The sequence below is a fragment of the Pedococcus sp. KACC 23699 genome (assembly GCF_045348425.1).
Lineage (GTDB): Bacteria > Actinomycetota > Actinomycetes > Actinomycetales > Dermatophilaceae > Pedococcus.
In genome coordinates this window covers 578,208-604,328 of record NZ_CP157483.1, presented here as the reverse complement: position 1 = coordinate 604,328, position 26,121 = coordinate 578,208, and the positions used below count along the sequence as shown (strand labels likewise).

Sequence of the window (26,121 nt, the reverse complement as noted above, 5' to 3'; positions counted from 1 at the left end):
GCTCCGTGCGTGCCCACGCTCAACGAGGTGCTCCACGCGTCGACCGACCTTGCCCCTGGTGAGGTCGAGTGGCTCCAGCTGCTCGTCGGTGACTGGCAGCTCATCTCCGACCTGTCCTTCGCCGACCTCGTCCTGTGGGTGCCCGGCGGCCTCGAGGGCTGGCTCGCCGTGGCCCACGTCCGCCCCACCACCGGCCAGATGGTGTTCTTCGAGGACGTCGTCGGGCGGCGCACGCACCGGGGCCGACAGTCGCTGCTCGACCAGGCCTACGCGGACCGCCGCATCGTGCGCGAGCGCGACCCGATCTTCCGTGACGACATGCCCGTGCGCGAAGAGGCCATCCCGGTCGTGAAGAACGGCCGGGCACTGGCAGTCATCACCCGGCACACCAACCTGGCCGCGATGCGCACCCCGAGCCGCCTCGAGCTGACCTACCAGTCGCTGGCCGACGCCCTGGCCAGGATGATCGCGGCGGGGGAGTTCCCCAACGTGTCGGCGCCGACAGGTCAGCGCCGCGGCGCGCCGCGCGTCGGCGACGGCGTGATCCGGCTCGACGTCAACGGCATCGTGACCTACGCCAGCCCCAACGCGCTCTCGGCGGTCCACCGGCTCGGCCACGTCGGTGACGTCGTCGACGAGCTGTTCGCGAAGGTCGTCGCCGACCTCCTGCGTGACGAGTCACCGGTCGACGAGTCGCTGGCCCTGGTCGTCACGGGGCGTGCGCCGTGGCGCACGGAGGTGAGCTCGCGTGGGTCGAGCGTCTCGATGCGCGCCATCCCCATCACCGAGGCCGGACAGCGTGTGGGGGCGCTGCTCCTGCTGCGTGACGTGTCCGAGCTTCGACGGCGTGAGCGCGAGCTCATCACCAAGGACGCGACCATCCGCGAGATCCACCACCGGGTGAAGAACAACCTGCAGACGGTGGCGGCGTTGCTGCGTCTGCAGGCCCGTCGGCTGCCGGAGGGCGAGGCGGGGCGGGTGGCGCTGGAGGAGGCCGTCCGGCGGGTGGGGGTGATCGCCCTGGTCCACGAGACGTTGAGCCAGGGGTTCGACGAGACGGTGGAGTTCGACGACATCGCCGTCCGCGGGCTGCAGGCCATCACCGAGGTGGCCAAGGTCGAGCACCCGATCACGACCGAGGTGGTGGGGTCGTTCGGGATGCTGCGCGCCGAGGACGCGACCGCGATGGCGATGATCCTGTCCGAGCTCGTGCAGAACGCCGTCGAGCACGGCTTGGCCGACGTCACCGACGGCACGATCCGTGTCGACGCGCAGCGGTCGACCGACGACCGGGGTGACGAGGTCCTGTCGGTGGCGATCACCGACGACGGGGTCGGTCTGCCGCCGGGATTCAGGCCCGGGACCTCGGGTCTGGGCACCCAGATCGTCGAGTCGCTGGTGCAGGACCTTCGTGGCCGGATCGTGTGGGAGCCGGCCGAGCCGCGCGGCACTCGCGCCCGCTTCGTCGCCCGGCTGCGGCCGCTCGGACGCGACGGCTCCTAGCGCAGGCAGCAGAACGAGTGCCCCAGCTCGCGGGATCCGCGACCTGGGGCACTCGGAGAAAGGGTGGGGTGGAGCTGTGGCTCAGCCGGCGCGACGGGCGCGGGCGTTGCGCCGCTTGAGCGCGCGGCGCTCGTCCTCGGACATGCCGCCCCAGACGCCAGCGTCCTGACCGGACTCGATGGCCCACTTGAGGCAGGTGTCGACGACCTCGCAGCGTCGGCAGACAACTTTGGCCTCCTCGATCTGGAGGATGGCTGGGCCGGTGTTCCCGATGGGGAAGAACAGCTCAGGGTCCTCGTCGAGGCAGGCAGCGCGGTCGCGCCAATCCATGAAGATCGTGCTCCTTGTTGTGCAGGGGGAAGTGCGCCGGTCCATGGGCCCAGGGATGACGGGCCTGATGGGGCACGGCGCGTCATTGCGGGGTGTGCAGGGGATGGTTCTCCCGGAGATCAGGGACGACCGGCTAGCCTAGCCGAGCCTCTGTTCGCGGGCGGTGAAACACGTGCGACGTAGCCATTTTGGGGGGCGGGGCGCAATTCTGCCAACGGGCCGTCTCACGTTTCTGTTCCAGAGTCACAGATGAAGTCGAGTTTGGGCACCCCTGCGCGCAGGTAACCGCCGCGTAACCGTGAGGTTTTGGTCACATTGCCGCCGTTGCGTCGGTATGGCGCGGTACCTGTCGGTGGCTCGCAGGGTGCCCGACCCGTGGGACGGGCGTCCTGCGCCTAGCCTGTGGTGGTGACCGACCAGCCGGGCCAGACCGACTCCGCCGCCGACCGTCCGACCGGTCCCGGAGCCGGTGCCTCCGGCGCGCCGCGGGACGTCTTCCGTGATCTTGCGGCCCTCGTCTGCGCGGTGCAGGCGTTGTCCCTGCTGGGTTTCGTCGCGTTCTACCTGTGGGAGCTGACCCAGGGGGCGAGCAAGGACGCGGTGCTGGTCGTCATGTCGGCGCTCCTGATCCTCGCGTTCGCCCTCGGCATCGGGGCCCTGGCGCGGGGGTGGTGGAAGGGAGCCAACTGGCCGAACACTCCGACGATCGTCTGGAACCTCTTGCTGCTCCCCGCTGCCTGGAGCCTCTTCCAGGCGGGGCGAGGCGTGGTCGCGCTGGTGCTGGCCCTCGTGGCGGCGCTGGGCATCGTGTCCGCAGCGCGGGCGGACACGGCCGATCGCGATGATGCGACCGAGGGTGGAGGGTTCGGCGGAGCGTCGAAGGGGTGACGCCGGCGCTACGTCACTGAGCGCGTTCTGCGCTCACTGACGTAGCGGCTCACTCAGACCGAGGTGATGCGCAGCATGACGCGGTCGGTGTGCCCGCGGCGCATGATCTTCTCGATGAGCATCACCACTCGGTACTCGGCGCCGTACTTGGGCTTGAGAACGGCGTCGAGCCGTCGCATCGCCTCCGGGCCCTCGACCAGCTGCGCCGCCGCGGTGATCCTCGGCGCTCCGTCCGCGACGACGCCTCGGCGCGAACAGGGCCGGATCTCGACTCGATCGTCGTTGCGCAGCCGCTTCACCTTCCCGCTGCCGGCGGGGGTGGTCACCACGAGGGCGTCGCCCTCGCGGCCGACCCAGACCGGGGTGGGGACTCCCACCCCGGACCTGCGGAACGTGGTGAGGGACACGAACTTCTCGTCGCCGAGGGCGGCGAGGGCGGGGGCGGTGGTCATGGCGTGACGCTACCCCGACCGTCGGTGGTCGGCAGGGCAGCTGGAGCCGCGGTGGGTAGGGCGAGCTGCACCGGGACGAGATCGCCGCGGCGCACGAGGTGGCCACGACCGGGCCGGCTTTCGCGGTCCGCCGGCACCCGCACCCCCAGCGCCTGGGCGTCGGCGCTCGACGACGGACCGAGCAGGATGCCGGTGCGGTGGCGCGCGATCTCGACGGCGAGCCCGCGGTAGCTCGAGGCCACGACCGGTGAGCTGGCACCGACCACCAGCAGTCCGTCGTCGCGGTCGACGAGGCGGGAGACCTCGCGCAGAACCGGTTCCACCGGGTGGTCGAGCAGCTCGTCGGCGGTGTCCACCACCACGGCGAGGGACGGTGTCCGTCGCCTCGCGGCCACGAGGGTGGCGTTGTCCGTGCCGTCGCACCAGACGGCGATCGCGGGATCGGACCGCAGCGTGTCGAGGGGGCCGCCGCGGAGGGCGACGACGGCGACGGGTCGGCCGGCTGCGCACAGGCTCCTGGCCACCAGGAGCAGGGCCGTGGACACGCCTGAGCCGGCGGATCCGGCGATGAGCCAGCGACGCCCGTCTCGGTCGGGGTCGAGGCCGAGGGTGGCGGCATCGTCCCCGCCGATTCCGAGCACGACCGTGCCGGCGGCCAGGTCGTGGTGGGCCAGTTGGTCCTCGCGAACGGTGTCCGGCAGGGGGTCGACGCGAAGCGGACCCCCGGTGCGTCCACCTCGGTGCGGAGGGAGCGGCGTCCCGGAAGGCCCGCCGGGGCGCAGCGGATCCGGTGGGAGGGCCAGCTGGACGAGGTGCCCGTCGGAGGTCAGGCCCTGCCCCGGCCTGTGCAGCACGGCGACCTGGCGTGGGGCCAGTCCCAGCAGCGCCGCGTCGAGGGGGTCGGCCAGGCGCAGCAGCACCCGGTGGCTGACGGTTGCGCCGACGCGACCCAGCAGCAGGGAGCGGTCCCCGGCCAGGACCGCGGTCAGTCCGACCTGCTCACCCTCACGGAGCAGGGCGAGCAGCCGGTCGACGAGGGTTGCGAGCTGGAGGTCGTCGTGCCGGCTCACGGCGAGTTCCCAGTCGTCGACCAGCAGCAGCATGGGTGGCGGAGCCGGGTCGGTTCCGTCGCCTTCGCTCCGCCACTCGTCGAGCGTCGTGCAGCCCCGGCGAGCCAGGGCCGCGCGACGTTCGCCCACCTCGGCGGACAGCCGTGCGACCAGACGCGTCACCCGATGGGTGTCGCTCCAGTCGATGCTGGCGCCGACCTGGGCCAGGGAGGTGAGGGCAGCAAGGCTGCCGCCACTCACGGCATACACGTGCAACCGTTCCGGGCCCTGCCCCGCGCACAGCGACCTGACCAGGGTGAGCAGGGTCGTCGATCGGCCGCTGCCTGGGCCGCCGACGACGGCCCAGTGGCCGCGGGCGCGCAGGTCGAACGCCAGCGGATCCTGGCGTTGCTGCTCGGGCAGGTCCACGAGACCGAAGTGCACCACCGACGGGTCGTGCGTCCCTGGCAGGGAGGAGTGTGGCAGGTGCGCCGGCAGCGGTGGCAACCATGCCGCGGGGGCCGGGTCGAGTCGTGCCGCGGCCGTCGCCTCCAGCACGGCGTCCACGATGGTGGCGAGCTCGGTGCGCCCGGTGTCGCTGGTCGGCGGCGTCCATGCGGTAGGGGTGTCACGGGTCCTGCGGCGGACGCGTATCGGTCGTGGCCCGAGATCCTCGGCGGCGGCCGAGCCCACGTGCGCAGCCTGGAACTCGACGAGACGCCCACCACCGGTCCGCGCGTGTGCCCGGCCAGGCGCGGCAGGGTCCAGGCCTGCCGCTGCAGGGCTGTCGATGACGTCCTCGGAGTCCACCCGGTCGCGCATGCGCAGGGCGATCCGCAGGTTGACGTTGGCCTTGATGTCGGCGGTGACGACACCCGCCGGCCGCTGCGTGGCCAGGACGAGGTGGATGCCCAGGGATCGTCCCAGGGACGCGACACGGAGGAGTCCGTCGACGAAGGACGGCAGCTCCTCGGCGAGGGCGCGGAACTCGTCGACCACGACAACCAGCCGTGCGAGCGGCGACTCGGCGCCAGCCGGACTGCTCTGGTACGACAGGAAATCCGTGGCGTCCGCGTCACGGAGCAGACGTTCACGCCGGGTGATCTCCGCAGTCAGCGAGGTCAACGCCCGCGCCGCGAGGTGGTCGTCGAGGTCCGTGACGACGCCCGCCACGTGGGGGAGCTCGGCGCAGTCGCGGAAGGCGGCGCCACCCTTGTAGTCGACGAGGACGAAGGACAGGTGCTGCGGCGTGTTGTGCAGGGCGAGGCTGGCCACGAGCGTGCGCAGCAGCTCCGACTTGCCGGCACCGGTCGTCCCGGCGACGAGGACGTGCGGTCCGTCGGCTGCGAGGTCGATGGTGAAGGTCCCCGTGCTGCACACCCCGACGGGCACCGAGGTGCGGTGGGGTCGTCGTCGCCACGCCTCGGCAAGCGTCGTCGGGTCCGCGAGGGCTGCGCGGGTGCTGCCCTCCCGAGCCGCCGACGGGGAACGGCAAGCCAGCAGGCCGGTCGTGGACGGAAGGGCGGACACCCCGCCCGACGGCGTCGCATCCCGCAGCGGGGCCAAGGATCGGCTCAGGCGCTCCGCCCACGCCTCCGCGACACCGTCGACGACGAGGTCCTGGTGCCGGTGGCCCGGCAGGTGAAGGCTCGCGGAACCGTCGTGCGGCAACTCGAGGACGGCGCCGGCCTCGTGCGGCAGGGCGCTGCGGTCGTCATCGAGCGCAAGGCACACGACGCCGACCCCGGGTCCGTCGGCGAGCACCGTGGCGAGGTCGGGGTGGGACCGGTAGGTGGCGACGCCGTCCAGCACCACCACGATGGTTGGTCCCTCCCGTGCAGTGGCGCGGTAGGCGCCCTCGCGGTCACGGACCGCGGTGGCCAGGACGGTCACGGCCGTGGTCGCCGTCGCCGCGGGGGTCTCGGAGGAAGGGGAACGCGGTTCGCCCACTGAGGGTGTCGAGTGGGGGACCCGCGACACCCAGCGCCACCGTTCGGCTGCCTCGTCATCACCGGGCAAGCACACGACCTGCAGGTCCGCGGGGGAGTGGAGCGTCACCAGCTGGCCGATCAGCCACCGCGCCGAGGCCGTGACCCGGTCACGGTCGCCACAGAGGCCGAGCACCCCCACGTCGGCGAGGGAGAGGGTGCAGGGCGCGTCCCCGATCTGTGGCTGCGTGACCTCGTCCGCGGGCGGAGGGGTCAGGCGGACCGAGGCGTCCCGGCGGCACCGACCGATCGCCACGGTCAGGGCGTCGTCATCACCACGACGGCGCTCCCAGACGCGTTCAGAAGGGCCGGCGGCGATCCCCGCGACCATGGCGGGGTCGGGGTGCGATCGGGCGAGTGAGCGCAGCTCGTCGCGGCAGGCGGCGTCGACCCTGTCCTCGGCCGCGCGGAGCTCGCGGTCGTACGAGGCCAGCTCCGCCGCATACGTCCGGCGCCCACCCCACCGGTCGCTCAGGGAGGTGCCGAGCATGAGGACGGGACCCATCAGGGCGAAGGCGAGCATCGTGGGGCCGACCACGACGGCCAGCACCGCGGCTACCGGCAGCGGGAGCAGCGCCGCCACCCACGGCACCCGGCTCCGCCGCGGTGGTTCCGGACGGGTCGGCAGCGCGACGCCGGCAGGTGCGTGGTGCTCGGGTACGCGCGGGCGCCGGTTGACCGACAGCGTGCCCTCACCGGTGGCCGTCGTCGCCGCGGGCACGACGCCGGCATGGCGCAGGGCGAGGATCGTGTCGCCGACGTGGATGGTGCTGGCCGTGGTGACGGTGACGGGTTCGCCGGTGACGGCCTCACCGTCGACCAGCGTGCCGTTGGTCGAGTCGAGGTCCTGGACCGTCACCCCGCCGGCTTCCACGCGCACCTCGGTGTGCAGCCGGGACAGGCTCGCGTCGTCGATGCGGACCTCGGCGTCGCTCGACCTGCCGAGGCGGTGCCGACCCGGGTGCAGGTCGATCGTGCGACCGCAGTCCGGGCCGTGCACCACCGCCAGGACGGCGATCGCTCGGCGTCGCCTGTTCGTGCGAATGTCACTGCCCTGGGACGAAGCTCGTCTTCGCAACGACACGGCGGCTCCGTCGAGCAGCGGCGGCTCGCCCATGGCTGCGCGCGGGTCGAGCACCGTGCCGCCCACGACCAGGCTGAGTCGCTCGCGGGCCGGGGCCGGGGCTGCGACCGCGGGGTCGGCAGCGTCGTCGTCGGCGCCCAAGTGGTGCGCGAGTGCATCCACCAGTGCGCCGACCGTGGAGCCCGCAGGTGCGTCCACGTCGACCTCGTCGCTCGACAGCCCGGGAGGGCCGGTCGACGAGGGCGGCCGGTGCGTCACGGTCAACCGAAGTCGCATGACCCGGACGCTAGGGCCCAGGCACAACCCGGCCCTGCGGTTCTCCACACCTGTGGATTCGCGAGGACGTAGGTGGTCGGTTCGTCCTAGTATGCGGCAGACACACCGGGCTCGTGCCCGTGGCGGGGGCCACAGCGAGCCGTGCGGTACAGGTCCAGGGGGGGTGGCGATGGACGCGGTCATGACCGTGGAGTCGGAGGTGCGCGAGATCATCCGGCGATCCGGGATCGACCCTGCCCGCGACACCAGGGCGCTCGACCGACTGGTTCGCGAAGCGGTGGCCGACTACGACGAGCGTTCCCTTCACGGCGGCCTCCCGACGTTGCCCAGCATCGAGGACGCCGTGAAGTCCGTGGTCGACGCGGTGGCAGGGTTCGGGCCCCTGCAGCCGTACTTCGACGATCCGCAGGTGGAAGAGATCTGGATCAACGAGCCCACCAAGGTGTTCATCGCCCGGGGTGGGGTCGCCGAGCTGACCACGACCTTCCTGACGGCCGACGGCGTGCGGGACCTGGTGGAGCGGATGCTCAAGACCAGTGGGCGCAGGATCGACCTGTCGAGCCCGTTCGTCGACGCGGTGCTGCCCGACGGTTCGCGTCTGCACGTCGTGATCCCGGACATCACCCGGGCCCACTGGAACGTCAACATCCGCAAGTTCGTCGTCCGTGCCAGCCACCTCGACGACCTGGTCGCACTGGGGACGCTCACGCCTCAGGCGGCCACGTTTCTCGGCGCCGCCGTCGCCGCAGGACTGAACATCCTGGTCGCAGGAGGGACGCAGGCCGGCAAGACCACGCTGCTCAACTGCCTCAGCGCAGCCATTCCCGCCCGCGAGCGGGTGGTCACGTGTGAAGAGGTCTTCGAGCTGAAGATCCCCCTGCGTGACGTGGCCTCGATGCAGTGTCGCCAGCCGAGCCTCGAGGGCACCGGTGAGATCCCACTTCGGCGCCTGGTCAAGGAGGCACTGCGTATGCGGCCCTCCCGCATCATCGTGGGGGAGGTCCGCCAGGCCGAGAGCCTCGACCTGCTCATCGCCCTCAACAGTGGACTGCCCGGGATGTGCACCATCCATGCGAACAGTGCGCGTGAGGCCATCACCAAGATGTGCACGCTCCCGCTGCTCGCCGGTGAGAACGTCGGCAGCCGGTTCGTGCTTCCCACCCAGTCACATCGGATCGGGTTTGGGCCGTCCCATTGTGCTCTCGGGGCCATGGGGCGCGTCAAGGTCTTGTCGACGCCCTCCCGGGGGCAGCGACGGGACGCCTACGGGCCCACGACGCAACCGGGTGCAGGCGGCCCGCTGCGGCCGTGCCGCCGCCGCGGCTGACCCGCGCCTCTATGAAGCCATCGCTGTATCGCAAGTCCCCGCGCCTGACTGGCCCCCGGAGTTGGTCTGCGACCCAGTGGCCCCGCCCCGTCAATGCCTGGGGCGGCAGGGGGCGGTGACGCCTGACCGCCCTCAGGGACCGGGCGTGGCAGCGACGCTTGTAGCCATGGCAGGTCTTTGTCGCGACGGATGCACCGGAGTCTGCTCTTCAGAAGCGCCCAGGATTCTGGTCGAGTGCTCACTATTCTGAACGGGCCTGCCGTCGCGAGCGCTGGGACTTCTGGTTCAAAGCCCGAGTGGTTGTCGTGGCCAACGCAGGGGTCGCGCTCCTGCCCGCCTGCAGGTGTAGCGACTCTGGCCGTCACTGTTTGATCCGGGCGCCATTGCCAATTCCTGAATTGGTCTGCGACCAGTGTGAGGATCGACAAGTGAGGATGCGACCCATAGGACGTTCAGGGTGGCCGTGGCTCCGCCCATCTCTTGTTGAAGCAGTCGACCTTGGGACTTGTTGGGACCCTTTCCAGGGAGCCCGCGAGACCTACGAGCGACGCCGGGGCTCGGGGGCTCGGGGGCTCCATTCATACCGCCGGGCTGTCGCTCCGTCGCCAGGCTCGAGAGCTCGTGGTGGAGCATCACCAAGCCTCACTGACCTGCGCGGTAGCGAGGTACGTGATTGCCGCCGCACGGGCGGCACCGAGGGCGCCGTGAGGCCCTTCAGCGTGCGTAGTGCCGCAGCCAAGGCAGTAGCCCTCGACCTTGGTGACGCTGCCTAGGAGGCGGTTGGTCAGCAAGGACGTCCCATGCGGCGTCACGTGGAGCGGCAAGGAGACGGTGGCAACGACGTGAAATGTGGCGCTTCCGCACCGGCAGGTGAAGGGCTTGAGTTCCATGGGGCTTCCTTACTTGAGGGCCTTCGGTCAGTCCGAGCCATCGGCGGATCGGCGTTGGATTCGGCTCAAGCCGTGGGGTCCCGGTGGGCGGTTGCCGTGCCGATGACTAGGTCATGACGACTCCTCACCACTTTGACCTGTACTACTACTCGGAGCAGCGAGCGAACTGTGACGCCTCGAACTGGTACGCCTTCGAGGACTACGTCGAGATGGGGTTCACCCCTGAGCGCGCGAAGGAGTGGTTCGACTCGGATGTGACGCCTGAGCACGCGATGGCCTTTCAGATGCAGGGCATGGGCCCGTCGGACGCTTGGAGGTGGCGTCTCGTGCCGGAGATCGTTGCGGGGTTTCGGGCTCGCACCTTCACGCAGGAACAGGCGCGCGACTGGGCCGATGCCGAGATTTTCGCCGACGAGGCAATGTTCTGGCAGCACGCCGGGTACTCCCCGTCCGAGGCGTTCATGATTAGGGCTGCCTCGGCGGACGTGGCGCAGGCGGTGCTGTGGTCTCTGACTGGTCTGTCGCCCGCAGACGCGATGGACCATGCGGCTCATGGCGCCGAACCGGTGGGCTTTCTTTGCCCGCCCCTGATGGAAGCCGCCAGGGCTGAAGATGTCTGTGCTCCATCACTCGCACGTGAGCCAGAGCCAGAGCAAGGGCCCGGACCCCGTGGTCAGGTCGTTAGCGAATCAGAGGGTCAGGGTTTGGTCGGAACGCGCCGATGTGGTTGACATGCATACTTCCCCGCTCAATGACATGTACGCCGCGTTCGTCGAGCCCGCGCGCCGGACCTCGTGGGAGGTGCCGCAGTTCGAGGACTATCGCCAAGTGGGTATCGGGGTGACGGAGGCGCAGCAGTGGTTTGCCGCATCGATCATTCCGGAAGACGTACTCCGCTTTCGGAAGATGCACATGACTGTCGAGGAGGCGCTGTCGTGGGGTTTGCGCGCCGACATGGTTGAGCGTTTCAAGGCGCTCAGGTTCACGAAGACGGAAGCCCGCAAGTGGGCTCTGGCGCCCATCTGGCCCGATCACGCCGTCATCTGGCGCCACGCTGGATACACGCCTGCGGAAGCGGCTGAGTTGGTTGCGGCGGCGGCCGATCCGGCGGATGCGCTGGTATGGATGCTGATGGTCGAGAGCCCCGAAGAGGCTATCGATCTCAAGCGACAGGGATGTGCCCCCTTTCCCATCCTGGATCGGGTGGACCCCGACTGATGCGCTTCGCCCATGGGGGCCGGTACGGCTTGCCGACAGTTTGAGGCGTGGCCTACATGGCTCCACTGAAGGTTTGGTGCGGCCCTCGATCACCGTGTGCGACGCTGTCGGAGCTGAGTGGTTCCGCGCGGGTTCGCCTGGGTACGTCGCCTTGTTGAGGCCGCAGACCCTTAACAAGGCGGACCGTGACCTGTCGCGAACCGGTTCCGAGATGCAGCCTTGGGGCACGGGAAGATTGGTGGAGTCGATGTGTAGTCACGATCTCGGTGAAGAATGGCGCCGCCAACCGTATTCCGAAGGACATCCAGGGTGGATCGGGGTCATTCCGAAGGAAGACTTATATGCGATTGTGTTCATGTGGGCCCTGCAACCACCGAACATGAAGCTGATCCCTTGGGTTCATCGGCAAGCCGACAACGATGCCCGACTGGTGATGGCTCTGACCGGGTACGTCATCCTCACCGGCGTCTCAGAAGTCCTGATGGTGGATATGAGATTCCCCAAGTCGTATCAAGAGCCGTCAGCAGACCCGTCGACATCGCACGACAGACAGAAGATCTGGCTGGCGGGCTCGGCATGAGCGCGGCGCAGATCGATGTCCAACTCAGGCCCGCCGCCGATGCGTGGCTGCTGACGCGTCAGCGCGTCGGTGCGAAACTCGTGGTCCATGCGCGCGAAGCACACCAGCGTTTTCTGGCTGCCAGAACCGGCGAGATGATGTCACTGGTTAGATCACCCACATCGGCTCGAAGCGGCCGTCCAACTCTGCGACCGGCGCCTCCGCGAAGGCATGGGGACTAGAAGATCCTAGGCCTTGAAAGACTGGGGGACCGGATTGAAAGGGGCCCCAGCCCAGGGTCTCGAGCATGGCACGACGGGCTGGATGATCAAGTCGGCATGTTTGCCCACGCGCAAAGCAGGTCCATGTCCTCGGGAGTTAAGCCGTCCTGGGTTCTCGGCGCCACCAACAACGGGTCCAAGCCGTACGCGCGAAGACTGCGACGTGCGCTCGTCAGGCGGTCACCGACGAGGTGGTCGTCGCACCAGGCTAGCGCTGCTACCTCGGGATGGCGGACCAGCCAAGCGTCTACGGCAAACGAGCTTCCACCACCGGTCGTCGGGGATATCCACACCGACTGGATCTGGTATCACCGGCCAGGCTTGACCGGGAAAGGGATGCAAATGGGAACGCATCCCCGAGCTCCAGCTGGACAACCACACGCCTGACACACCGGGACCCTGACTGAGCCGATCCAGGCGGTCACACAACGTTGGTGAGACCATCACGGGACCCGAAAAGTCGCCCGCGATGACCTCATCGCCCCAGATGGTTCCGGCGCCCCCGACTGGTGAGACGACGCCGTCTACGTCAAGGATTAGCACTCGGGCACTAACCGCATCCTCGCTCACCTCGGTGATCTTCCTAGTGACCGGCATGCCCGCACCAGATCAACAGGCCCGAGATGGCCCTCGACATGAGCGCCGAGTTCGACGACCCCGTTTGCATCAGGGAGGCCGCGCGCGAGCCGGGGGAGCCTACCGAGAAGCGTTTCCGATCGTGGTTGGTACAGCGTCGGCAGGACCGCCGACGGCTGGTTGGTGGTCAGAACGGAGGCTCGTCGTAGCCACCCACAGATCGCGTCTGCGATGGCGTTGTCAGCGCGAGAGTCAGCCGTGCTGCATCCACTAGGCCTGGCACGTCCCCTCCTCCGTTCTCGAGGCTGCACCGGGAGTCCTGGGAGGTGAAGCCAGCACGCATGATGGTTTGCAGTTCCTGATCCGAAATGTTGTGTTCCCGCACGAGGGGTTCCCAGGCAGCCGCATCGGCTGAGGAGCACCGCCCCGCATAGGACATACAGCGTTCGGCAGGCACGCCTGCAAGCATCCATTCGACGTAGTCAAAGTCCCAGTGGTACCACCGGTCGGTTGCAGACCAGCTGATATAGGGAAGCACATCTTCGGGTGCGTGCCCCGCCGCATGCACTCGTCCTGCTTCTTCGGCTGTGAGGATCGTGAGCATGTAGCGGCATGCAGTCTCGGCGGGTACGCCGTGCGCCGCATATTCGTCGAGGTCGGCGAGCAGATCAGGCGGGTTGCGCAGGTAGCGGTCTCGGAGATCGCCCACGAGGCACCTGTCGAGTGCCGTGATGACCTCAGTCGTGTGCCCCGCAGCACGCAGCGCGTTCACCATCTCGGGACCTAGGGGCACCTCATCGACGATCTTTTCCAGAAGGTTCCTGACGACATCGTGCGCGTCCTCACCTCGTCCGCGAAGCCCCTGGTACTGGGGACTGGTGGCCTCGAGCACATGGCCTCCGCACTCCAGGCTGAATGGGCGCTCCAGGGTGATAGTGAGAGGTGTAGGGAGTAGGTCCTCGATCATTCTGATTTCTCCTGAGCGGTGGATTGGCGGCTGACACTGATCGCAGCCGCCCCACAGCACGTATCGGCACGGGTTAACGATCGGTGTACCGGAGAACTCCCCACACCAGCCGCGGCCCTACGCCGATGTGCCCATGATGGGTGTTTGTCAGGGCCGCCGCCTCGCGGTTGGAACAGCTGGCTTGACGTATCCACCGCCGTCCTGACGTGGCATTCGCCGGGCTGCTGGGACCGTGAGTGGTGCCGGTGTGGTGCCAGTAGGCTTCCCGAGTTGTCCAGCAGTCTGAAGTCCCAATCGTAGGGAGAGTCGTGAGCACTGATTGCACGTTGTCCTCGGAGCAGGTGTCCGCGCTCGGTGAGGCCATGGAGTTCTTGGAGCACCAAGCCATGAATACCTTGAGGCGCACCGCCCCGGATGTGCCACTCACCCAGGAGGACGAAGACTCCGAGGCTGGGACGGTGCACGAAGCCTTGGCTGACCTTGTCTCCGACGTACACAGGGTCTACGCGGTCCTCGCAGGAGTGGGCTTGCGGCCCGTCTACCCCGAGTGGGAAGGCTGACGCCCGCGAACTCATCGACAGACGACGAGCGCTGAACGGCCCCTAATCTCACCCGGCAATGACGACGATGAGTCTGCGGGGCCGTGCTCTCCTTCCACCCGGTAGAGCTCGATGTCGCTGGTCGCCGAGGGGCCGCTGATGTCGCCTCACAATTTTCGAAGACAGTCAACCCTCGTGGACTGCTCCGAGGATCATGAAGTGGAGGGCAGGCCGCCGACTGAGCGACCAGCGGTCGTGAGTTGGCGGCGCACTTCATCGATCGTGGCCATGATCTTGACGGTTTCCGAGTAGGTCTGGAGGCGTGACTCGGCTCGGCCCTCCGCGACGTATGACGCGAAGGCTGTGGCTTGATAGGCGTAGCCATCGCTCGGACCCTCGAGCTGCGGGTGACGCCATGTCGCGATCTCCCGCCGCCCCCACGGACCCACGGTGACCTTGAGCTCCGACGGGGCGAACCATGGGGCTGCAAACGCGACGCGACCTGCGGAGCCTGAGATCTGCGCGTCCGTCGGATGTGAGGCGACGAGCGAGGTTGACAGGAGTGCCGCCGCATCCTCCTCGTTCGACGTGAGCCAGATTCTTGACCAGACCCTTAACCGGACGGATTGCGGAGGAGGGGTGTCTGCACGCTGCCGCCAGTGCGGCCGCAACCGAACTCGCCCAATTTCGCGGCCCCTCGGCTTCTGGCACGCTCGGACCGACTCGGGTGTGGGCCCTAGTGCCGGGTCGGTGCGATGACAGGCAAGAGAGATGCTCACCCTTTCCGGGTGACGCCAGCCGTGCCCAAGGTGCCTACTGTCGACCTTGGCAGGACGAGAGCGAGGGAGAGGCCAACAACAGCGTGCTGGGCGGATCCCCGTGAGGCCGTGGTCGGAGCCCGACCCGGTGTACCGTCCTCCTGCGGAACGCACCCTGGAGGGGCGGGACACCGAGTTGCTCCTGCTCGACGACCTGCTTGCCGCAACGGCAGACTCGGGGCAGGTGCTGGTCCTCACCGGTGAGCCCGGTGTCGGCAAGTCCGTGCTGCTGGAACAGCTGTCCCTCCTCGCGCGGGACCGCGACTACCGGGTCCTCAAGGCCATCGGCATCCAGGCGGAGTCCCGCCTACCGTTCGCAGGCCTCCACCAGCTCCTGAGCCCGCTTCTGCACGACTGCGGCAAACTCCCCGGGCCGCAGAACACGGCTCTGCTCACCGCCTTGGGGATGGCGACCGGACCTCCCCCGAGCCTGTTCCTCACCGGTCTGGCTGCCCTCACCCTCCTGACCGAGCAGGCAGCGAGACAGCCCATAGTGCTCGCCGTGGATGACGTGAACTGGCTCGACCAGCCCACACAGACGGTGCTGGCGTTCGTGGCTCGCCGCCTCGGCAGCGACCCCGTGTCGCTGGTCGCCACCGTCCGGACGGGGCAGGAGCACCACCTGGCCGACGTGCCGGCCAGTCACCACGATGTCCGGCCCGTCACCGACTGGGACGCTGGACGCATCCTGGACAAGGTGCCGCGACGACTCTCAGACGAGCACCGGCGAGCCGTCCTGGAGGCCGCACAAGGCAACCCATTGGCACTGGTCGAGCTCGCAGCCGCGTGGCGGTCATCGCCTCACCAGCGCGTCACCGAGGCTCCTTTCGAGCCGGTGGCGCCGACCACCCGCCGACTGCAGGAGTCCTTCGCCGGAAGGGCGGCAGCGCTGCCGTCCGTCACCCGGGACCTCATTCTTGTGGCGGCAGTCGGTGACTCGCCAGCCCTGGCGGAGATCCTGGGCGCGACTCGTCACATGGTCGGCGCTCCCATCGCGGCCGATGCCGCCGACGCCGCGGTGTCTGCCGGACTGGTCCGCTGTGACGAGCTCGAGCTCGGCTTTCGGCACCCGTTGGTGCGCTCCACGTTGCTCGCTTCGGAGACCGCAGGTCGTCGGCAGAGGGCGAGGTTGGCCTGGGCCGCCTTCCTGGACCACGAGCCGGACCGCCGCGTGCGGTTCCAGGCGTCTGCGGCGACAGGCCCGGACGAAGCACTGGCATCAGCCCTAACGGATGTTGCGGCCCGGTCCCGTGGCGTTGGCGCCGTGCTCGACGCGGTCATGGCGCTGGAGCTGGCGGCGAACCTGACCCCGGACCGGCACCTGCGTCAGCAGCGGATGCTTGAGGCGGCAGAGGAGGCGTTCGGGCTCGGCCGGGCCGAGCTGGTTCGTCGGATGGTGGCCAAGGCCAGTCGCAACCCGCTGAGCGACCTGGACCGAGCCAAGGTGACCTGGCTGGCTGAGCTCTTCGACGACGGTGACCCGCGCGATGCCGTACGCGTTCACCAGATGGTGGCCAGCGCGCGCGATGCCTCCACGGCCGGTGAGGTGTCGCTGGCGCTCAACCTGCTCTATGGCGCTGCCGTGAGGTGCTGGTGGAGCGGGGCTGGTGCCGACGACCGACAACTCGTGGCGGGTGCCCTGGCCGGACTCGGCCGTGACCGTGACCCGCAGAGCCTCGTGGCGCTTGCGGTCGCGGAGCCAGTGTCCGCTGGAGCTGCGGTCCTGCGCGTCCTGAGGGACCCGCCACCGGTCCTGTCCGACGACGCCGACGCCCTGAGGGCTCTTGGTCAGGCCGCCTGGGCTGTCGGTGACAGTCCGCGGTGTGTCGACCTCCTCGAGCGCGCGTCGCTCCTCATGAGGTCCCAGGGGCGGCTCGGCGTGCTCGTCCACGTGCTGTCCATCCAGGCCAACGCCTGCGTGACGCTCGGGGAGTGGGTCAGGGCGGAGGAGGCGCTAGCGGAGGCGATCCGCCTGGCCCGCGAGACCGACCAGCCGATCTGGGAGGCGGGTTCGCGCAACGTCGCCGCGATGCTGGCCGGCCTCAAGGGACACCCGGATGTCGATGCCGGCTTCACGGCCGACATCGAGTCGTTCGCGCGTGCGCGTGGCCTGGCCGACCAGCTCGCATGCGTGGGCCTAGCGCGCGCCTTCACGTTCGCCGGGCAGGGACAACACGGCCCGGCGTGCGACGAGCTCCTCCGCGTGTTCGACCCCACGTCGCCTTACCACCACGAGCGGGAGTCCCTCCATGGGCTGATGCTCCTGGCCGAGACCGCGGTCCAGGCCGGCCGCGTCGGGGAGGCTCGGGAGGTTCTGGCGCGCATGGAGGAGCTCGCCGAGCGAACGCCCTCGCCGTTGCTGCACGCCCACCTCCTCTACGTCCGCCCCGTGCTGGGACCGGACGAGACCGCCGAGGAGCTCTTCGTGCACGCTCTCGAGCAGGATCTGTCCCGCTGGCCCTGGGTGCAGGGCCGCCTCCACCTGGCCTACGGGGTGTGGCTGCGGCGCCATCGGCGAATCGTCGACTCCCGCCAGCCGATGCGGGAGGCCCTGAGCCTGCTGACCGAGCTCGGTGCGACCCACTGGGCCGCGCGGGCGCAGAACGAGCTACGTGCGTCGGGGGAGCGCCTGCCGGAGCTGGCCCCGCAGCCGGCGGACGTGCTGTCGGCGCAGGAGCTGCAGATCGCACGGCTGGCTGCTCGCGGGCTGACGAACAAGGAGATCGCCGAGCACCTGTTCTGCTCCGCCAGGACCGTGTCCTCCCACCTCTACCACGCCTTTCCCAAGCTGGGCATCACCTCCCGCAGCCAGCTGGCGACCCGGTTGGGGCTGATGGCGGAGGACGACGGCGAGCTCGTGACCACGGCCTGACCGCGATGTCGTCAATGGTGTCTCACGACGCGCCCACCCTGCTCCGTGAGCAGGGGTGCCAGCTCCTTCCACTCGGCGACCGGGGCCTGTCCCCCGGGCCCCCCGCGCACCTGCGGGTCGGAGCTCAGGACGTGCAGCGCGACGTGGTCCGCTCCTGCGTCGAGGTGCTCGCGGACCCGGGCCGCGACGTCGTCCACGCTGCCGTGGGCCACGAGTGCGTCGATGAGCCGGTCACTGCCCCCGGATACGAGGTCCGCCTCGGTGAAACCCAACCGCGCGAGGTTCGACCGGTAGGCGGGAAAGCCGATGTACATGCCGACGCCCGCCCTGGCGACGGCGCGGGCTGTCGCCGCGTCGGTGTCCAGCACCACGGCCTGGTGGGGAGCGATGATGGGCATGGGACCCAGGCGTCGCCTTTCCCGGTGGACGTAGGCCGGTGGGACCAGGAAGGGGTGCCACCCCGCGCTGTGGGCGGCGGCAACGTCGACCATCCGGGGGCCCAGGGCCCCCAGGATCCGGCGGTGTACGGGGACCGCGTCCGGTATGCCGTCGAGCTCCTCGAGGTAGGCGCGCATGGACTCGGTGGGCGTGCCGTAGGACCTCCCTGCTAGGGCGGCCGCGTGGGGGTTGCTGACCCCCAGCCCGACCAGGGCCCGCGGTCCGTGCCGCCGGTCCAGAGAGGAGAGTCGCGTGCCGAGCTGCTCGGCGGTCTGGCTCCAGATCGACAGCACGCCCAGGGCGACGGTCGCGTTGGGCGCGGCGGTGAGCAGAGCGTCGACGTCGTTCAAGACGTCGTGCCCGTCCAGCCCCGGCACCCACATGGCCTGGGTACCCATGTCGTCGAGCGCGCTAACGGCCTCCAGGGTCTGCGGGCTGGGGGACCTGAGCTCCATGGCCCAGATGCCCACGGGGCCGAGGGGTGGGCCGGGGGCCTGTGCCTCACCCACGTTGACCACCGCTGACCGCTTCCATTGGCGACACTTCGCTAGTCGTGCCGTTCCGCAGGAAGGTGAGCAGGTCCCGGTTGAACTCCTGGGCGTACTCGCCGGCGAGGCCGTGCGGCCGCCCGGGGTACACCTTCAGTGTGGCGTCGGGCAGAAGCGTCGCCGCCTTGTGGGCGGAGGCGCCGATGGGCACGATCTGGTCGTCGTCGCCGTGGGCCACCAGCACGGGGACCGTGATGCGCCGGAGGTCCTCGGTGAAGTCGGTCTCGGAGAAAGCCTCGATGCAGTCGAGCGCTCCCTTGTGCCCGGCCTGCATGGACCACTGCCAGAACGCCCGCCGCATCCCGTCAGTGAGGGTGCTGCCGTCCCGGTTGCCGCCGTAGAACGGCACCGTCAGGTCGTAGTAGAACTGCGATCGGTCCGAGCGCACCCCCTGTCGGATTGCGTCGAACGCCTCGATGGGCAGTCCGTCTGGGTTGGCGTCCGTCCTGAGCATCAGCGGCGGGACGGCGCCAAGCAGGACGGCCTTGGCGACGCGGGACGTGCCGTGCCGGCCCATGTAGCGCGTGACCTCCCCGCCCCCAGTGGAGTGGCCGACGAGCACGGCGTCGTGCAGGTCGAGCTGCTCGATGAGCTCGGCGAGGTCGTCGGCGTACTGGTCCATGTGGTTGCCGTGCCATGTCTGGTCCGAGCGTCCGTGGGAGCGCCGGTCGTGGGCGATGGCCCGGTAACCGGCCTCGGCGACCAGCACCATCTGCTCGTCCCACGCGTCGGCGTTCAGTGGCCAGCCGTGGCTGAACAGGACGGGAGGGCCGGACCCCCAGTCCTTGTAGAAGATGCTGGTCCCGTCCTGTGTGGAGATGCTGGGCATGACGGTTGCTCCGTTCGAGGGGTCTGGTTCTAGGAGTGGGGGAGCGAGTCCGGGCAAGGACCTGCTGCTCGGTTCAGGCGGAGACGCCGTCGGCCACTCGCGCGGCCGCGAGGATCGTGTCCGCGGTGCGTTCGGGGTGGGTGACGCCGACGACGTGGGAGGCGCCGGGTACCTCGATGGCGGTGTGGGCGCCGGCGCGGTCGGCCATGAAGGCGTGGGCCTGGGCGGGGATGTTGTAGTCGATCTCGCCCCAGATGAACCAGGAGGGGATGGTCTTCCACAGCGGGTCGGGGCCGAAGGGTTCGGCGAGGGCGGACTCGGCGATGGGGCGTTGGCTGGTGGCCATCTGGGCGGCCTTGCGGTCGCTGACGTCGGCGCAGAACTGGTGGTGGTACTTGTCCTGGTCGATGTAGAGGTCGCGTCCTCCGGTGGCCAGGTCGACGAAGGTGAGGGTGGTGCCGAGGGTGCTGCCGGGGAACTTGCCGGACAGCTCGGCGCAGGACTCTCCGACTTCTCCGGCGAAGGCGGCGACGTAGACCAGGGCGCGGATGTCGCCGGCGGTGCGGTCGGTGTTGGAGATGACGGCGCCGCCGTAGGAGTGTCCGACCAGGACGACGGGGCCGTCGAGGGTGGCCACGACGTCGCTCAGGTAGCGGCTGTCGGTGGCGACTCCGCGCAGGGGGACCGCGACGCTGACCACGCGGTGGCCGCGGCGCTGGAGGATGGTGACGACGTCGTCCCAGCTCGAGGACTCCGCGAACGCGCCGTGCGCCAGGACGATGGTCGACTTCATGGCTGTGCCTTTCTCGGTGGGGTGGGTGGTGCAGGGGTGCTCGGTGGGTCGACGAACGTCGACAGGGGCTGGTCTGCCTCGACGAGGTAGGTCGAGAGCATCTGACCGGTGACGTCGCCGACGTCCCGGGCGTTGTGCGGCGTGCCGGGTGGGATGAGGAAGCCGTCACCCGCGTGTAGCAGCAGCGTCGTGTTGTCATGCCGGCGCATCTCGACGGTGCCGGCCACGATGAAGCCGACCTCCTCGCCCGGGTGGGTGTGCCAACCGGACTCGACCCCCACTGGGATCTCGGTGAGGACCTGCACGATCAGGCGGCCAGGAACGGAGGAGCGGCTCCGCTGCAGCTCCGTCCGGGTCAGCTGGCCGGAGAGGGCGTCGGCCGGTGGCGGCAACGGCGAGGTCATGACGCCCCGCCGGAGCGTTGGGTCGCCCGCGCTGCCGCCGCTATCACCCCGGCGGTGCGTTCGGGGTGGGTGACGCCGACGACGTGGGAGGCGCCGGGTACCTCGATGGCGGTGTGGGCGCCGGCGCGGTCGGCCATGAAGGCGTGGGCCTGGGCGGGGATGTTGTAGTCGATCTCGCCCCAGATGAACCAGGAGGGGATGGTCTTCCACAGCGGGTCGGGGCCGAAGGGTTCGGCGAGGGCGGACTCGGCGATGGGGCGTTGGCTGGTGGCCATCTGGGCGGCCTTGCGGTCGCTGACGTCGGCGCAGAACTGGTGGTGGTACTTGTCCTGGTCGATGTAGAGGTCGCGTCCTCCGGTGGCCAGGTCGACGAAGGTGAGGGTGGTGCCGAGGGTGCTGCCGGGGAACTTGCCGGACAGCTCGGCGCAGGACTCTCCGACTTCTCCGGCGAAGGCGGCGACGTAGACCAGGGCGCGGATGTCGCCGGCGGTGCGGTCGGTGTTGGAGATGACGGCGCCGCCGTAGGAGTGTCCGACCAGGACGACGGGGCCGTCGAGGGTGGCCACGACGTCGCTCAGGTAGCGGCTGTCGGTGGCGACTCCGCGCAGGGGGACCGCGACGCTGACCACGCGGTGGCCGCGGCGCTGGAGGATGGTGACGACGTCGTCCCAGCTCGAGGACTCCGCGAACGCGCCGTGCGCCAGGACGATGGTCGACTTCCGGGGTCTGCCGTGCCCCAACTCGTGGGTCCCACCGGTTCCGCCGGCAGCCTGTGCGGGTATCGCGCGCAGGGTGGCCGTGAGGCCGAGCGCCACACCGGTGGCCGCCGTCGCGTGGAGCAGGGTGCGACGACTGAAGTTACCGCCGTTGGCCCCGGGTGCAGGTGCCGGGTCGGAACCCGGGGTGGACGGGTGCTGGGGGCTGGGGCCGGGTAGCGGGTTCATGGCTGTCCTGTCTGCGGGAGGTATGCGGCGCACGCGGGTGCGCTGCCGCTGGGTCACCTCTCGACAGTGGCTCCGGGACGGAGCCGAGGCATCAGCTTGATGACTGTCGTTGCCGCACTTGCGCGTCCAACAGCCCGGATAACGCCCGGTGATTTGCACGGGTGGCGGCTGGAGCCATGGACGGGTGCGGCGGCAGCCCCAGACGGCTAGTGGCCGCCGACCGTTTGCAGCGCGAAGAACGCCTTAAGCGCGATGTCGACGGACTCGTGGAGCTCCTCGGCGCTGGTGCCCGCGGCGGCATGGACCGCGTTTCCCTCCGCCACCACCATGACGAACCGGGCGAGGGCCACGGGGTCGCTCTCTGCCGGCAAGTCGCCGTCAGCGATGGAGCGTGTCAACCTGTCCGCGAGGGCGCGCTCGCCGGTCAGCCGGCTGGCGGCCAGGAAGTCGGCGATGGCCTCGTTGCCCGCCCCGCAGGCCGTGCCCCCCTGGACGGTCAGGCACCCAGCAGGTCGGTCGGCGCGGGTCACCGCGTCGACATTGCGGTGGAGCAGCGACGTCACCACGTCGGCAGCGGTGGGCTGCTCCAGTGCCTCGCGGGCGTAGGCCATGTCGACCTCCGCGTAGCGGGCCACCGCAAGGCGGAAGAGCTGCTCCTTGTTGCCAAACGCGGCATACAGGCTCGGGCGGTTGATGCCCATTGCCCCCGTCAGCTCGTCCAAGGAGGCGCCTTCGTACCCGTGCTGCCAGAACACCTCGATGGCGTGGTCGATGGCCGTGTCCGTGTCGAACCCACGGGGCCTTCCTCGTCCAGCCATCACACATCCGTTCCCGCTCGCGTCGCACCAGAGTACACGTTTCAGACTGAACGGTACAGATTTGGGGAATGAACGGGACTCGGCTTACCTTCTATGTGTACCAATCGATACACAAACAAGGAGACAAGCATCATGGGACAGCTCGAAGGCAAGAACGCACTGGTCACCGGGGGCACGTCGGGCATCGGCCTGGCCGCCGCCCGCCGCTTCGCCGCGGAAGGCGCCCACGTGTTCATCACCGGTCGACGCCAGGAAGCGCTCGACCGGGCGGCAGCGACAATCGGTGACCACGTCACGGCAGTGCGTGGCGACGTCAGCAAGCTGGAGGACCTCGACCGGCTGGTCGAGGTGGTCAGCAGCCACGGCGGTGGGCTCGACGTGGTGATGGCCAACGCCGGCGGTGGCGAGTTCGCGCCACTGGGCGCCATCACGCCGGAGCACTACGCCGACACTTTCAACGGCAACGTCGCCGGCACGCTCTTCACCGTGCAGAAGACCCTCCCGGTCCTCAACGACAGTGCGGCGATCGTGCTGGTCGGGTCCACGGCCGCGAGCGCGGGGACGCCCGCCTTCGGGGTGTACGCCGCGTCCAAGGCCGCGATCCGTTCGTTCGCCCGCACGTGGGCGGCCGAGCTGGTGGGCCGAAAGATCCGCGTCAATACCCTGATCCCGGGGCCGACCCAGACGCCCGGCGTCGAGGGCCTGGCACCCACCCCGGAAGACACCCAGGGGCTGCTCGACCACCTGGCCTCGACGGTCCCCATGGGCCGCATGGGTCAGCCGGAGGAGATCGCCAGCGCGGCGCTCTTCCTGGCCAGCGACCAGAGCAGCTTCATGACCGGTGCGGAGATCTTCGTCGACGGAGGCGCCGAGCAGATCTGACCGCGACGTACGCCCGGGGGGTCGGGACGTCAGCGGCCCCCGCTCGAAAGCCTCGAGCGGGGGCCATGCCTTGACTGCGCTGCTTGCGCTGCCTGCGTCAACGCAGGGCGGCGAAGCAGGCCCGGAGCTCGGAGACAAAGAGCGCCGGCTGCTCGAAGGCTGCGAAGTGGCCCCCGGCCCCGATGTCGTCGCTGAAGTAGACGAGGTCGGAGTACGTCCGCTCGGCCCAGATCTTCGGGGCCCGGTAGATCTCCTTCGGGAACACGCTGACGCCGACCGGCAGGTCGAGCTTGATGGTGACGAAGTCGTCCCCGAAGCTCTCCGCATACAGGCGTGCTGACGAGGCCCCGGTGTCGGTCATCCAGTACCAGGCGATGTTGTCCAGGACGCGGTCTGGACCGAGGACCTGCGCGGGTTGCTCGTGGGTGTCCGACCATGCGCCGAGCTTCTCGTAGATCCAGGCCGCCTGGCCAACGGGGGAGTCGGCCAGGGCGTAGCCGATCGTCTGCGGGCGGGTGGCCTGCAGCGCGGCATACGCGGACTCCGTAGTGCCGTACCTGGTCAGGGCTGCTAGCGCGGCGTCCTCCGCCGGGGTCGTCGCCCCGGCCAGTGGCGGTGGCGCGAAGAGAATGGGCAGGTTCAGGTGGATGCCGAGGAGGCCCGCCGGCCGCTGCTTCCCCATCCAGGTCGTCACCCCGGCGCCCCAGTCGCCGCCCTGGGCCACGTACCGGTCGTAGCCGAGCCGGTGCATCAGGACGTCCCAGGCCTCGGCAATCCGCGGCAGGCCCCAGCCGGGCTCGGTCGGCCGGTCGGACAGCCCGAATCCGGGGAGAGACGGGACCACGACGTGGAAGGCCTGCTGCGGCGTGCCACCGTGGGCAGTGGGGTCCACCAGGGGGCCGATCGTGTCGAGGAACTCCACGACCGACCCGGGCCAGCCGTGGGTCAGGATGACGGGCAAGGCGTCTGGGTGCTTCGACCGGACGTGGAGGAAGTGGATCCCGAGCCCGTCGACGGACGTGCGGAAGTGGCCGAGGTCGTTGATCCGACGTTCGAGGACCCGCCAGTCGTAGCGACGACGCCAGTGCTGTACCAACGCTCCCACCTGGTCTGCGGGAGCGCCTTGGGACCAGTCTGTGACCGGGGCCGGCGAGGGCAGCCGGGTGCCGGCGAGCCGGTCCCGCAGGTCTTTCAGCTGCGACTCGGGGACGTGCAGCCGGACAGGCTCGACCTCGGTCGTGGCCGGCGCGACCAGAGGTCGGCCCGAGCGGTCCGTGGGCACGGCTGCAGCTGCCCTTCGAGGAGCTGTAGTAGTGAGACCGGCGACGGTGAGGCCGGCCAGGGCCGCGGCACGGACGACTGAGCGGCGGGCGGACAGGGTGCGGTCGGGTGCCGAGACCGGCGCAGAGACGGGTTGGGTGTTCATCTGCAGACTCCTGGTGGGAGGGGGTGGTGGTTGGTGGAGCGCTGCGGCTCGCCGGACCGCCTCGCTCGGCGGTCAGCGCAGCGGCTCGAAGGTGGCCCTCAGCTCCTGCGCCAGCACCAGCGGGACCTCCCAAGCGGGGAAGTGGCCGCCCTCCGGGGCGCGGCTGAAGTGGGTCAGTTGAGGGTAGGTGCGTTCGGCCCAGACCTTGGGCGTGGTGACGATGTCGGCCGGGAAGGCGGTCACGCCCACCGGCAGCTGCAGGCGCGGGACGGGCCAGGTCGGGTCCTCCCAGAAGAACCGGGCCGACGAGGTGGCCGTCCCGGTCAGCCAGTAGAGCGTGATGTTGTCGAGGACTGAGTTGCGCCCTAGCACCGCGTCCGGGTCGTGCGGGCTGTCGGTCCAGGCGGCGAGCTTCTCGTAGATCCACGTCCCCAACCCGACTGGGGAGTCCTCCAGTCCGTACCCCACCGTCTGCGGGCGTGTGGTCATCTGGAACGCGTGTGCCGAGTCGCTCGCCCGGTATGCAGCTAGCTGTGCCAGCGCATCGGCCTCCTCCGGCGTATAAGGCGCGATGGCCGGGGGGTCGAACAGACAGGTGGGGAAGCTCGTGTGCATCCCCACCAACGCCGGCGAGCGCAGGGCAGCCAGGGCGTGGGTCACGGCTGAGCCGAAGTCACCTCCGGCGGCGACGTAGCGGCGGTAGCCGAGTCGTCGCATGAGCTCCTGCCAGGCGCCGGCGGTCCGCTCGACGCCCCACCCACTGGTGGACGGGATGTCGGAGAAGCCGAATCCCGGCAGGGACGGCATCACGACGTGGAAAGCCTGCGAGGGCCGGCCGTCGAACGACGTCGGGTCCACCAACGGCCGGACCAGCTTGACCAGCTCGAAGACCGAGCCGGGCCACCCATGGGTGATGATGATCGGCAGCGCATCGGCGTGCCGGGACCGCACGTGCAGGAAGTGGATGCCCAGGCCATCGATGCTCGTCCGGTACTGGGGGAAAGCGTTGAGGACCCGTTCGCCGCGGCGCCAGTCGTAGTCGCGGAGCCAGTAGTCGACCAGCCGGCGAGCCCGCACAAGTGGGACGCCTTGCGCCCACCCCGGAAGCGTCTCCGCGTCCGGCCACCTCACCAGCGCAAGACGGCGTCGAAGGTCGTCGAGCGCAGCCTCCGGCACGCGGGACCGGAACGACGCGATGTCCGTGGTGGCTCGTTCGAGGACCAGCGACGACGAGCCGCGGTCCGGGTGCAGGTCCACGAGTGGGGGCGCAGCGAGCAGTGTGAGACCACCTGCTGCACCGAGCCGCAGCGCATCCCGTCGGCTGACCCCTTCGGGGCCCGGTGTAGTACGAACCGTGCGGTCCATCGTCGCGGTGTCCATGGTGGCTCCTCCGTGTGGTCGATCGTCGACCCCAACGCTGCC

General features: G+C 69.6%; 20 protein-coding genes. 8 read left to right on the top strand and 12 right to left on the bottom strand.

Translation table 11 applies throughout. The annotated features are described in order from the left end of the window. Nucleotides 1–9: 9 nt before the first annotated feature. Nucleotides 10–1,503 carry a sensor histidine kinase gene (locus ABEG17_RS02780; RefSeq protein WP_406831755.1) on the top strand — a complete coding sequence of 498 codons (1,494 nt, stop codon included), beginning with the start codon at nucleotides 10–12 and terminating at the stop codon, nucleotides 1,501–1,503. Nucleotides 1,504–1,584: 81 nt separating this feature from the next. On the opposite strand, the gene ABEG17_RS02775 is transcribed toward ABEG17_RS02780, so the two are convergent. Further along, nucleotides 1,585–1,833: a WhiB family transcriptional regulator gene (locus ABEG17_RS02775; protein ID WP_056916954.1), complete on the bottom strand. Its 249-nt coding sequence runs from the start codon at nucleotides 1,831–1,833 to the stop codon at nucleotides 1,585–1,587. 408 nt (nucleotides 1,834–2,241) lie between these two features. On the opposite strand from ABEG17_RS02775, the gene ABEG17_RS02770 reads away from it, so the two are divergent. Next, on the top strand, nucleotides 2,242–2,721 hold the full coding sequence (locus tag ABEG17_RS02770) for a hypothetical protein (RefSeq protein WP_406831754.1): 480 nt from the start codon (nucleotides 2,242–2,244) through the stop codon (nucleotides 2,719–2,721). 53 nt (nucleotides 2,722–2,774) lie between these two features. On the opposite strand, the gene ABEG17_RS02765 is transcribed toward ABEG17_RS02770, so the two are convergent. Together ABEG17_RS02765 and ABEG17_RS02760 are read right to left on the bottom strand one after the other, a co-directional pair. After that, on the bottom strand, nucleotides 2,775–3,173 hold the full coding sequence (locus ABEG17_RS02765) for a PPOX class F420-dependent oxidoreductase (RefSeq protein ID WP_406831753.1): 399 nt from the start codon (nucleotides 3,171–3,173) through the stop codon (nucleotides 2,775–2,777). Beyond that, nucleotides 3,170–7,570, bottom strand: a complete 4,401-nt coding sequence (locus ABEG17_RS02760; RefSeq protein ID WP_406831752.1) for an FtsK/SpoIIIE domain-containing protein — start codon at nucleotides 7,568–7,570, stop codon at nucleotides 3,170–3,172. Before ABEG17_RS02760 ends, ABEG17_RS02765 begins: the two co-directional genes overlap by 4 nt. 169 nt (nucleotides 7,571–7,739) lie before the next feature. Between ABEG17_RS02760 and ABEG17_RS02755 the strand changes: the two genes are divergently transcribed. From ABEG17_RS02755 to ABEG17_RS02740, 4 genes are all read left to right on the top strand, one after another. After that, complete coding sequence (locus ABEG17_RS02755; protein WP_406831751.1) at nucleotides 7,740–8,897, top strand: CpaF family protein; 1,158 nt, start codon at nucleotides 7,740–7,742, stop codon at nucleotides 8,895–8,897. Nucleotides 8,898–9,900: 1,003 nt separating this feature from the next. Continuing rightward, nucleotides 9,901–10,518: a hypothetical protein gene (locus ABEG17_RS02750; RefSeq protein ID WP_406831750.1), complete on the top strand. Its 618-nt coding sequence runs from the start codon at nucleotides 9,901–9,903 to the stop codon at nucleotides 10,516–10,518. Between the two features lie 25 nt (nucleotides 10,519–10,543). Beyond that, a complete protein-coding gene (locus ABEG17_RS02745) occupies nucleotides 10,544–11,005 on the top strand; it encodes a hypothetical protein (RefSeq protein ID WP_406831749.1) in 462 nt (153 codons plus the stop codon). Between the two features lie 379 nt (nucleotides 11,006–11,384). Continuing rightward, entirely contained in the window at nucleotides 11,385–11,585 is a 201-nt protein-coding gene (locus ABEG17_RS02740; protein WP_406831748.1) for a hypothetical protein, read from the top strand. 1,023 nt (nucleotides 11,586–12,608) lie between these two features. Here the strand turns inward: ABEG17_RS02740 and ABEG17_RS02735 are convergent. After that, the gene (locus ABEG17_RS02735) at nucleotides 12,609–13,313 is read right to left on the bottom strand and encodes a hypothetical protein (protein ID WP_406831747.1); all 705 of its coding nucleotides are present in this window, start codon (nucleotides 13,311–13,313) and stop codon (nucleotides 12,609–12,611) included. A gap of 1,520 nt (nucleotides 13,314–14,833) precedes the next feature. On the opposite strand from ABEG17_RS02735, the gene ABEG17_RS02730 reads away from it, so the two are divergent. Beyond that, nucleotides 14,834–17,617, top strand: a complete 2,784-nt coding sequence (locus tag ABEG17_RS02730; protein WP_406831746.1) for a LuxR C-terminal-related transcriptional regulator — start codon at nucleotides 14,834–14,836, stop codon at nucleotides 17,615–17,617. An 11-nt stretch (nucleotides 17,618–17,628) separates the two neighbouring features. On the opposite strand, the gene ABEG17_RS02725 is transcribed toward ABEG17_RS02730, so the two are convergent. From ABEG17_RS02725 to ABEG17_RS02700, 6 genes are all read right to left on the bottom strand, one after another. After that, nucleotides 17,629–18,564, bottom strand: a complete 936-nt coding sequence (locus ABEG17_RS02725; protein ID WP_406831745.1) for a TIGR03620 family F420-dependent LLM class oxidoreductase — start codon at nucleotides 18,562–18,564, stop codon at nucleotides 17,629–17,631. Further along, entirely contained in the window at nucleotides 18,557–19,432 is an 876-nt protein-coding gene (locus tag ABEG17_RS02720) for an alpha/beta fold hydrolase (RefSeq protein ID WP_406831744.1), read from the bottom strand. The genes ABEG17_RS02725 and ABEG17_RS02720 overlap by 8 nt, the downstream gene beginning before the upstream one ends. Nucleotides 19,433–19,505: 73 nt before the next feature. Continuing rightward, nucleotides 19,506–20,225 carry an alpha/beta fold hydrolase gene (locus ABEG17_RS02715; protein WP_406831743.1) on the bottom strand — a complete coding sequence of 240 codons (720 nt, stop codon included), beginning with the start codon at nucleotides 20,223–20,225 and terminating at the stop codon, nucleotides 19,506–19,508. Next, nucleotides 20,222–20,629, bottom strand: coding sequence for a cupin domain-containing protein (locus ABEG17_RS02710; protein ID WP_406831742.1), 408 nt, complete (start codon nucleotides 20,627–20,629; stop codon nucleotides 20,222–20,224). Before ABEG17_RS02710 ends, ABEG17_RS02715 begins: the two co-directional genes overlap by 4 nt. Then, complete coding sequence (locus tag ABEG17_RS02705; protein ID WP_406831741.1) at nucleotides 20,626–21,630, bottom strand: alpha/beta fold hydrolase; 1,005 nt, start codon at nucleotides 21,628–21,630, stop codon at nucleotides 20,626–20,628. The genes ABEG17_RS02710 and ABEG17_RS02705 overlap by 4 nt, the downstream gene beginning before the upstream one ends. Before the next feature lie 149 nt (nucleotides 21,631–21,779). Then, nucleotides 21,780–22,391 carry a TetR/AcrR family transcriptional regulator gene (locus tag ABEG17_RS02700; protein ID WP_406831740.1) on the bottom strand — a complete coding sequence of 204 codons (612 nt, stop codon included), beginning with the start codon at nucleotides 22,389–22,391 and terminating at the stop codon, nucleotides 21,780–21,782. Between the two features lie 132 nt (nucleotides 22,392–22,523). On the opposite strand from ABEG17_RS02700, the gene ABEG17_RS02695 reads away from it, so the two are divergent. Beyond that, the gene (locus tag ABEG17_RS02695) at nucleotides 22,524–23,273 is read left to right on the top strand and encodes an SDR family oxidoreductase (RefSeq protein WP_406831739.1); all 750 of its coding nucleotides are present in this window, start codon (nucleotides 22,524–22,526) and stop codon (nucleotides 23,271–23,273) included. A gap of 97 nt (nucleotides 23,274–23,370) precedes the next feature. On the opposite strand, the gene ABEG17_RS02690 is transcribed toward ABEG17_RS02695, so the two are convergent. Both ABEG17_RS02690 and ABEG17_RS02685 read right to left on the bottom strand, forming a co-directional pair. Further along, entirely contained in the window at nucleotides 23,371–24,699 is a 1,329-nt protein-coding gene (locus ABEG17_RS02690) for an epoxide hydrolase family protein (RefSeq protein ID WP_406831738.1), read from the bottom strand. Nucleotides 24,700–24,771: 72 nt separating this feature from the next. Continuing rightward, nucleotides 24,772–25,956: an epoxide hydrolase family protein gene (locus tag ABEG17_RS02685; RefSeq protein ID WP_406831737.1), complete on the bottom strand. Its 1,185-nt coding sequence runs from the start codon at nucleotides 25,954–25,956 to the stop codon at nucleotides 24,772–24,774. Between the last annotated feature and the right edge of the window lie 165 nt (nucleotides 25,957–26,121).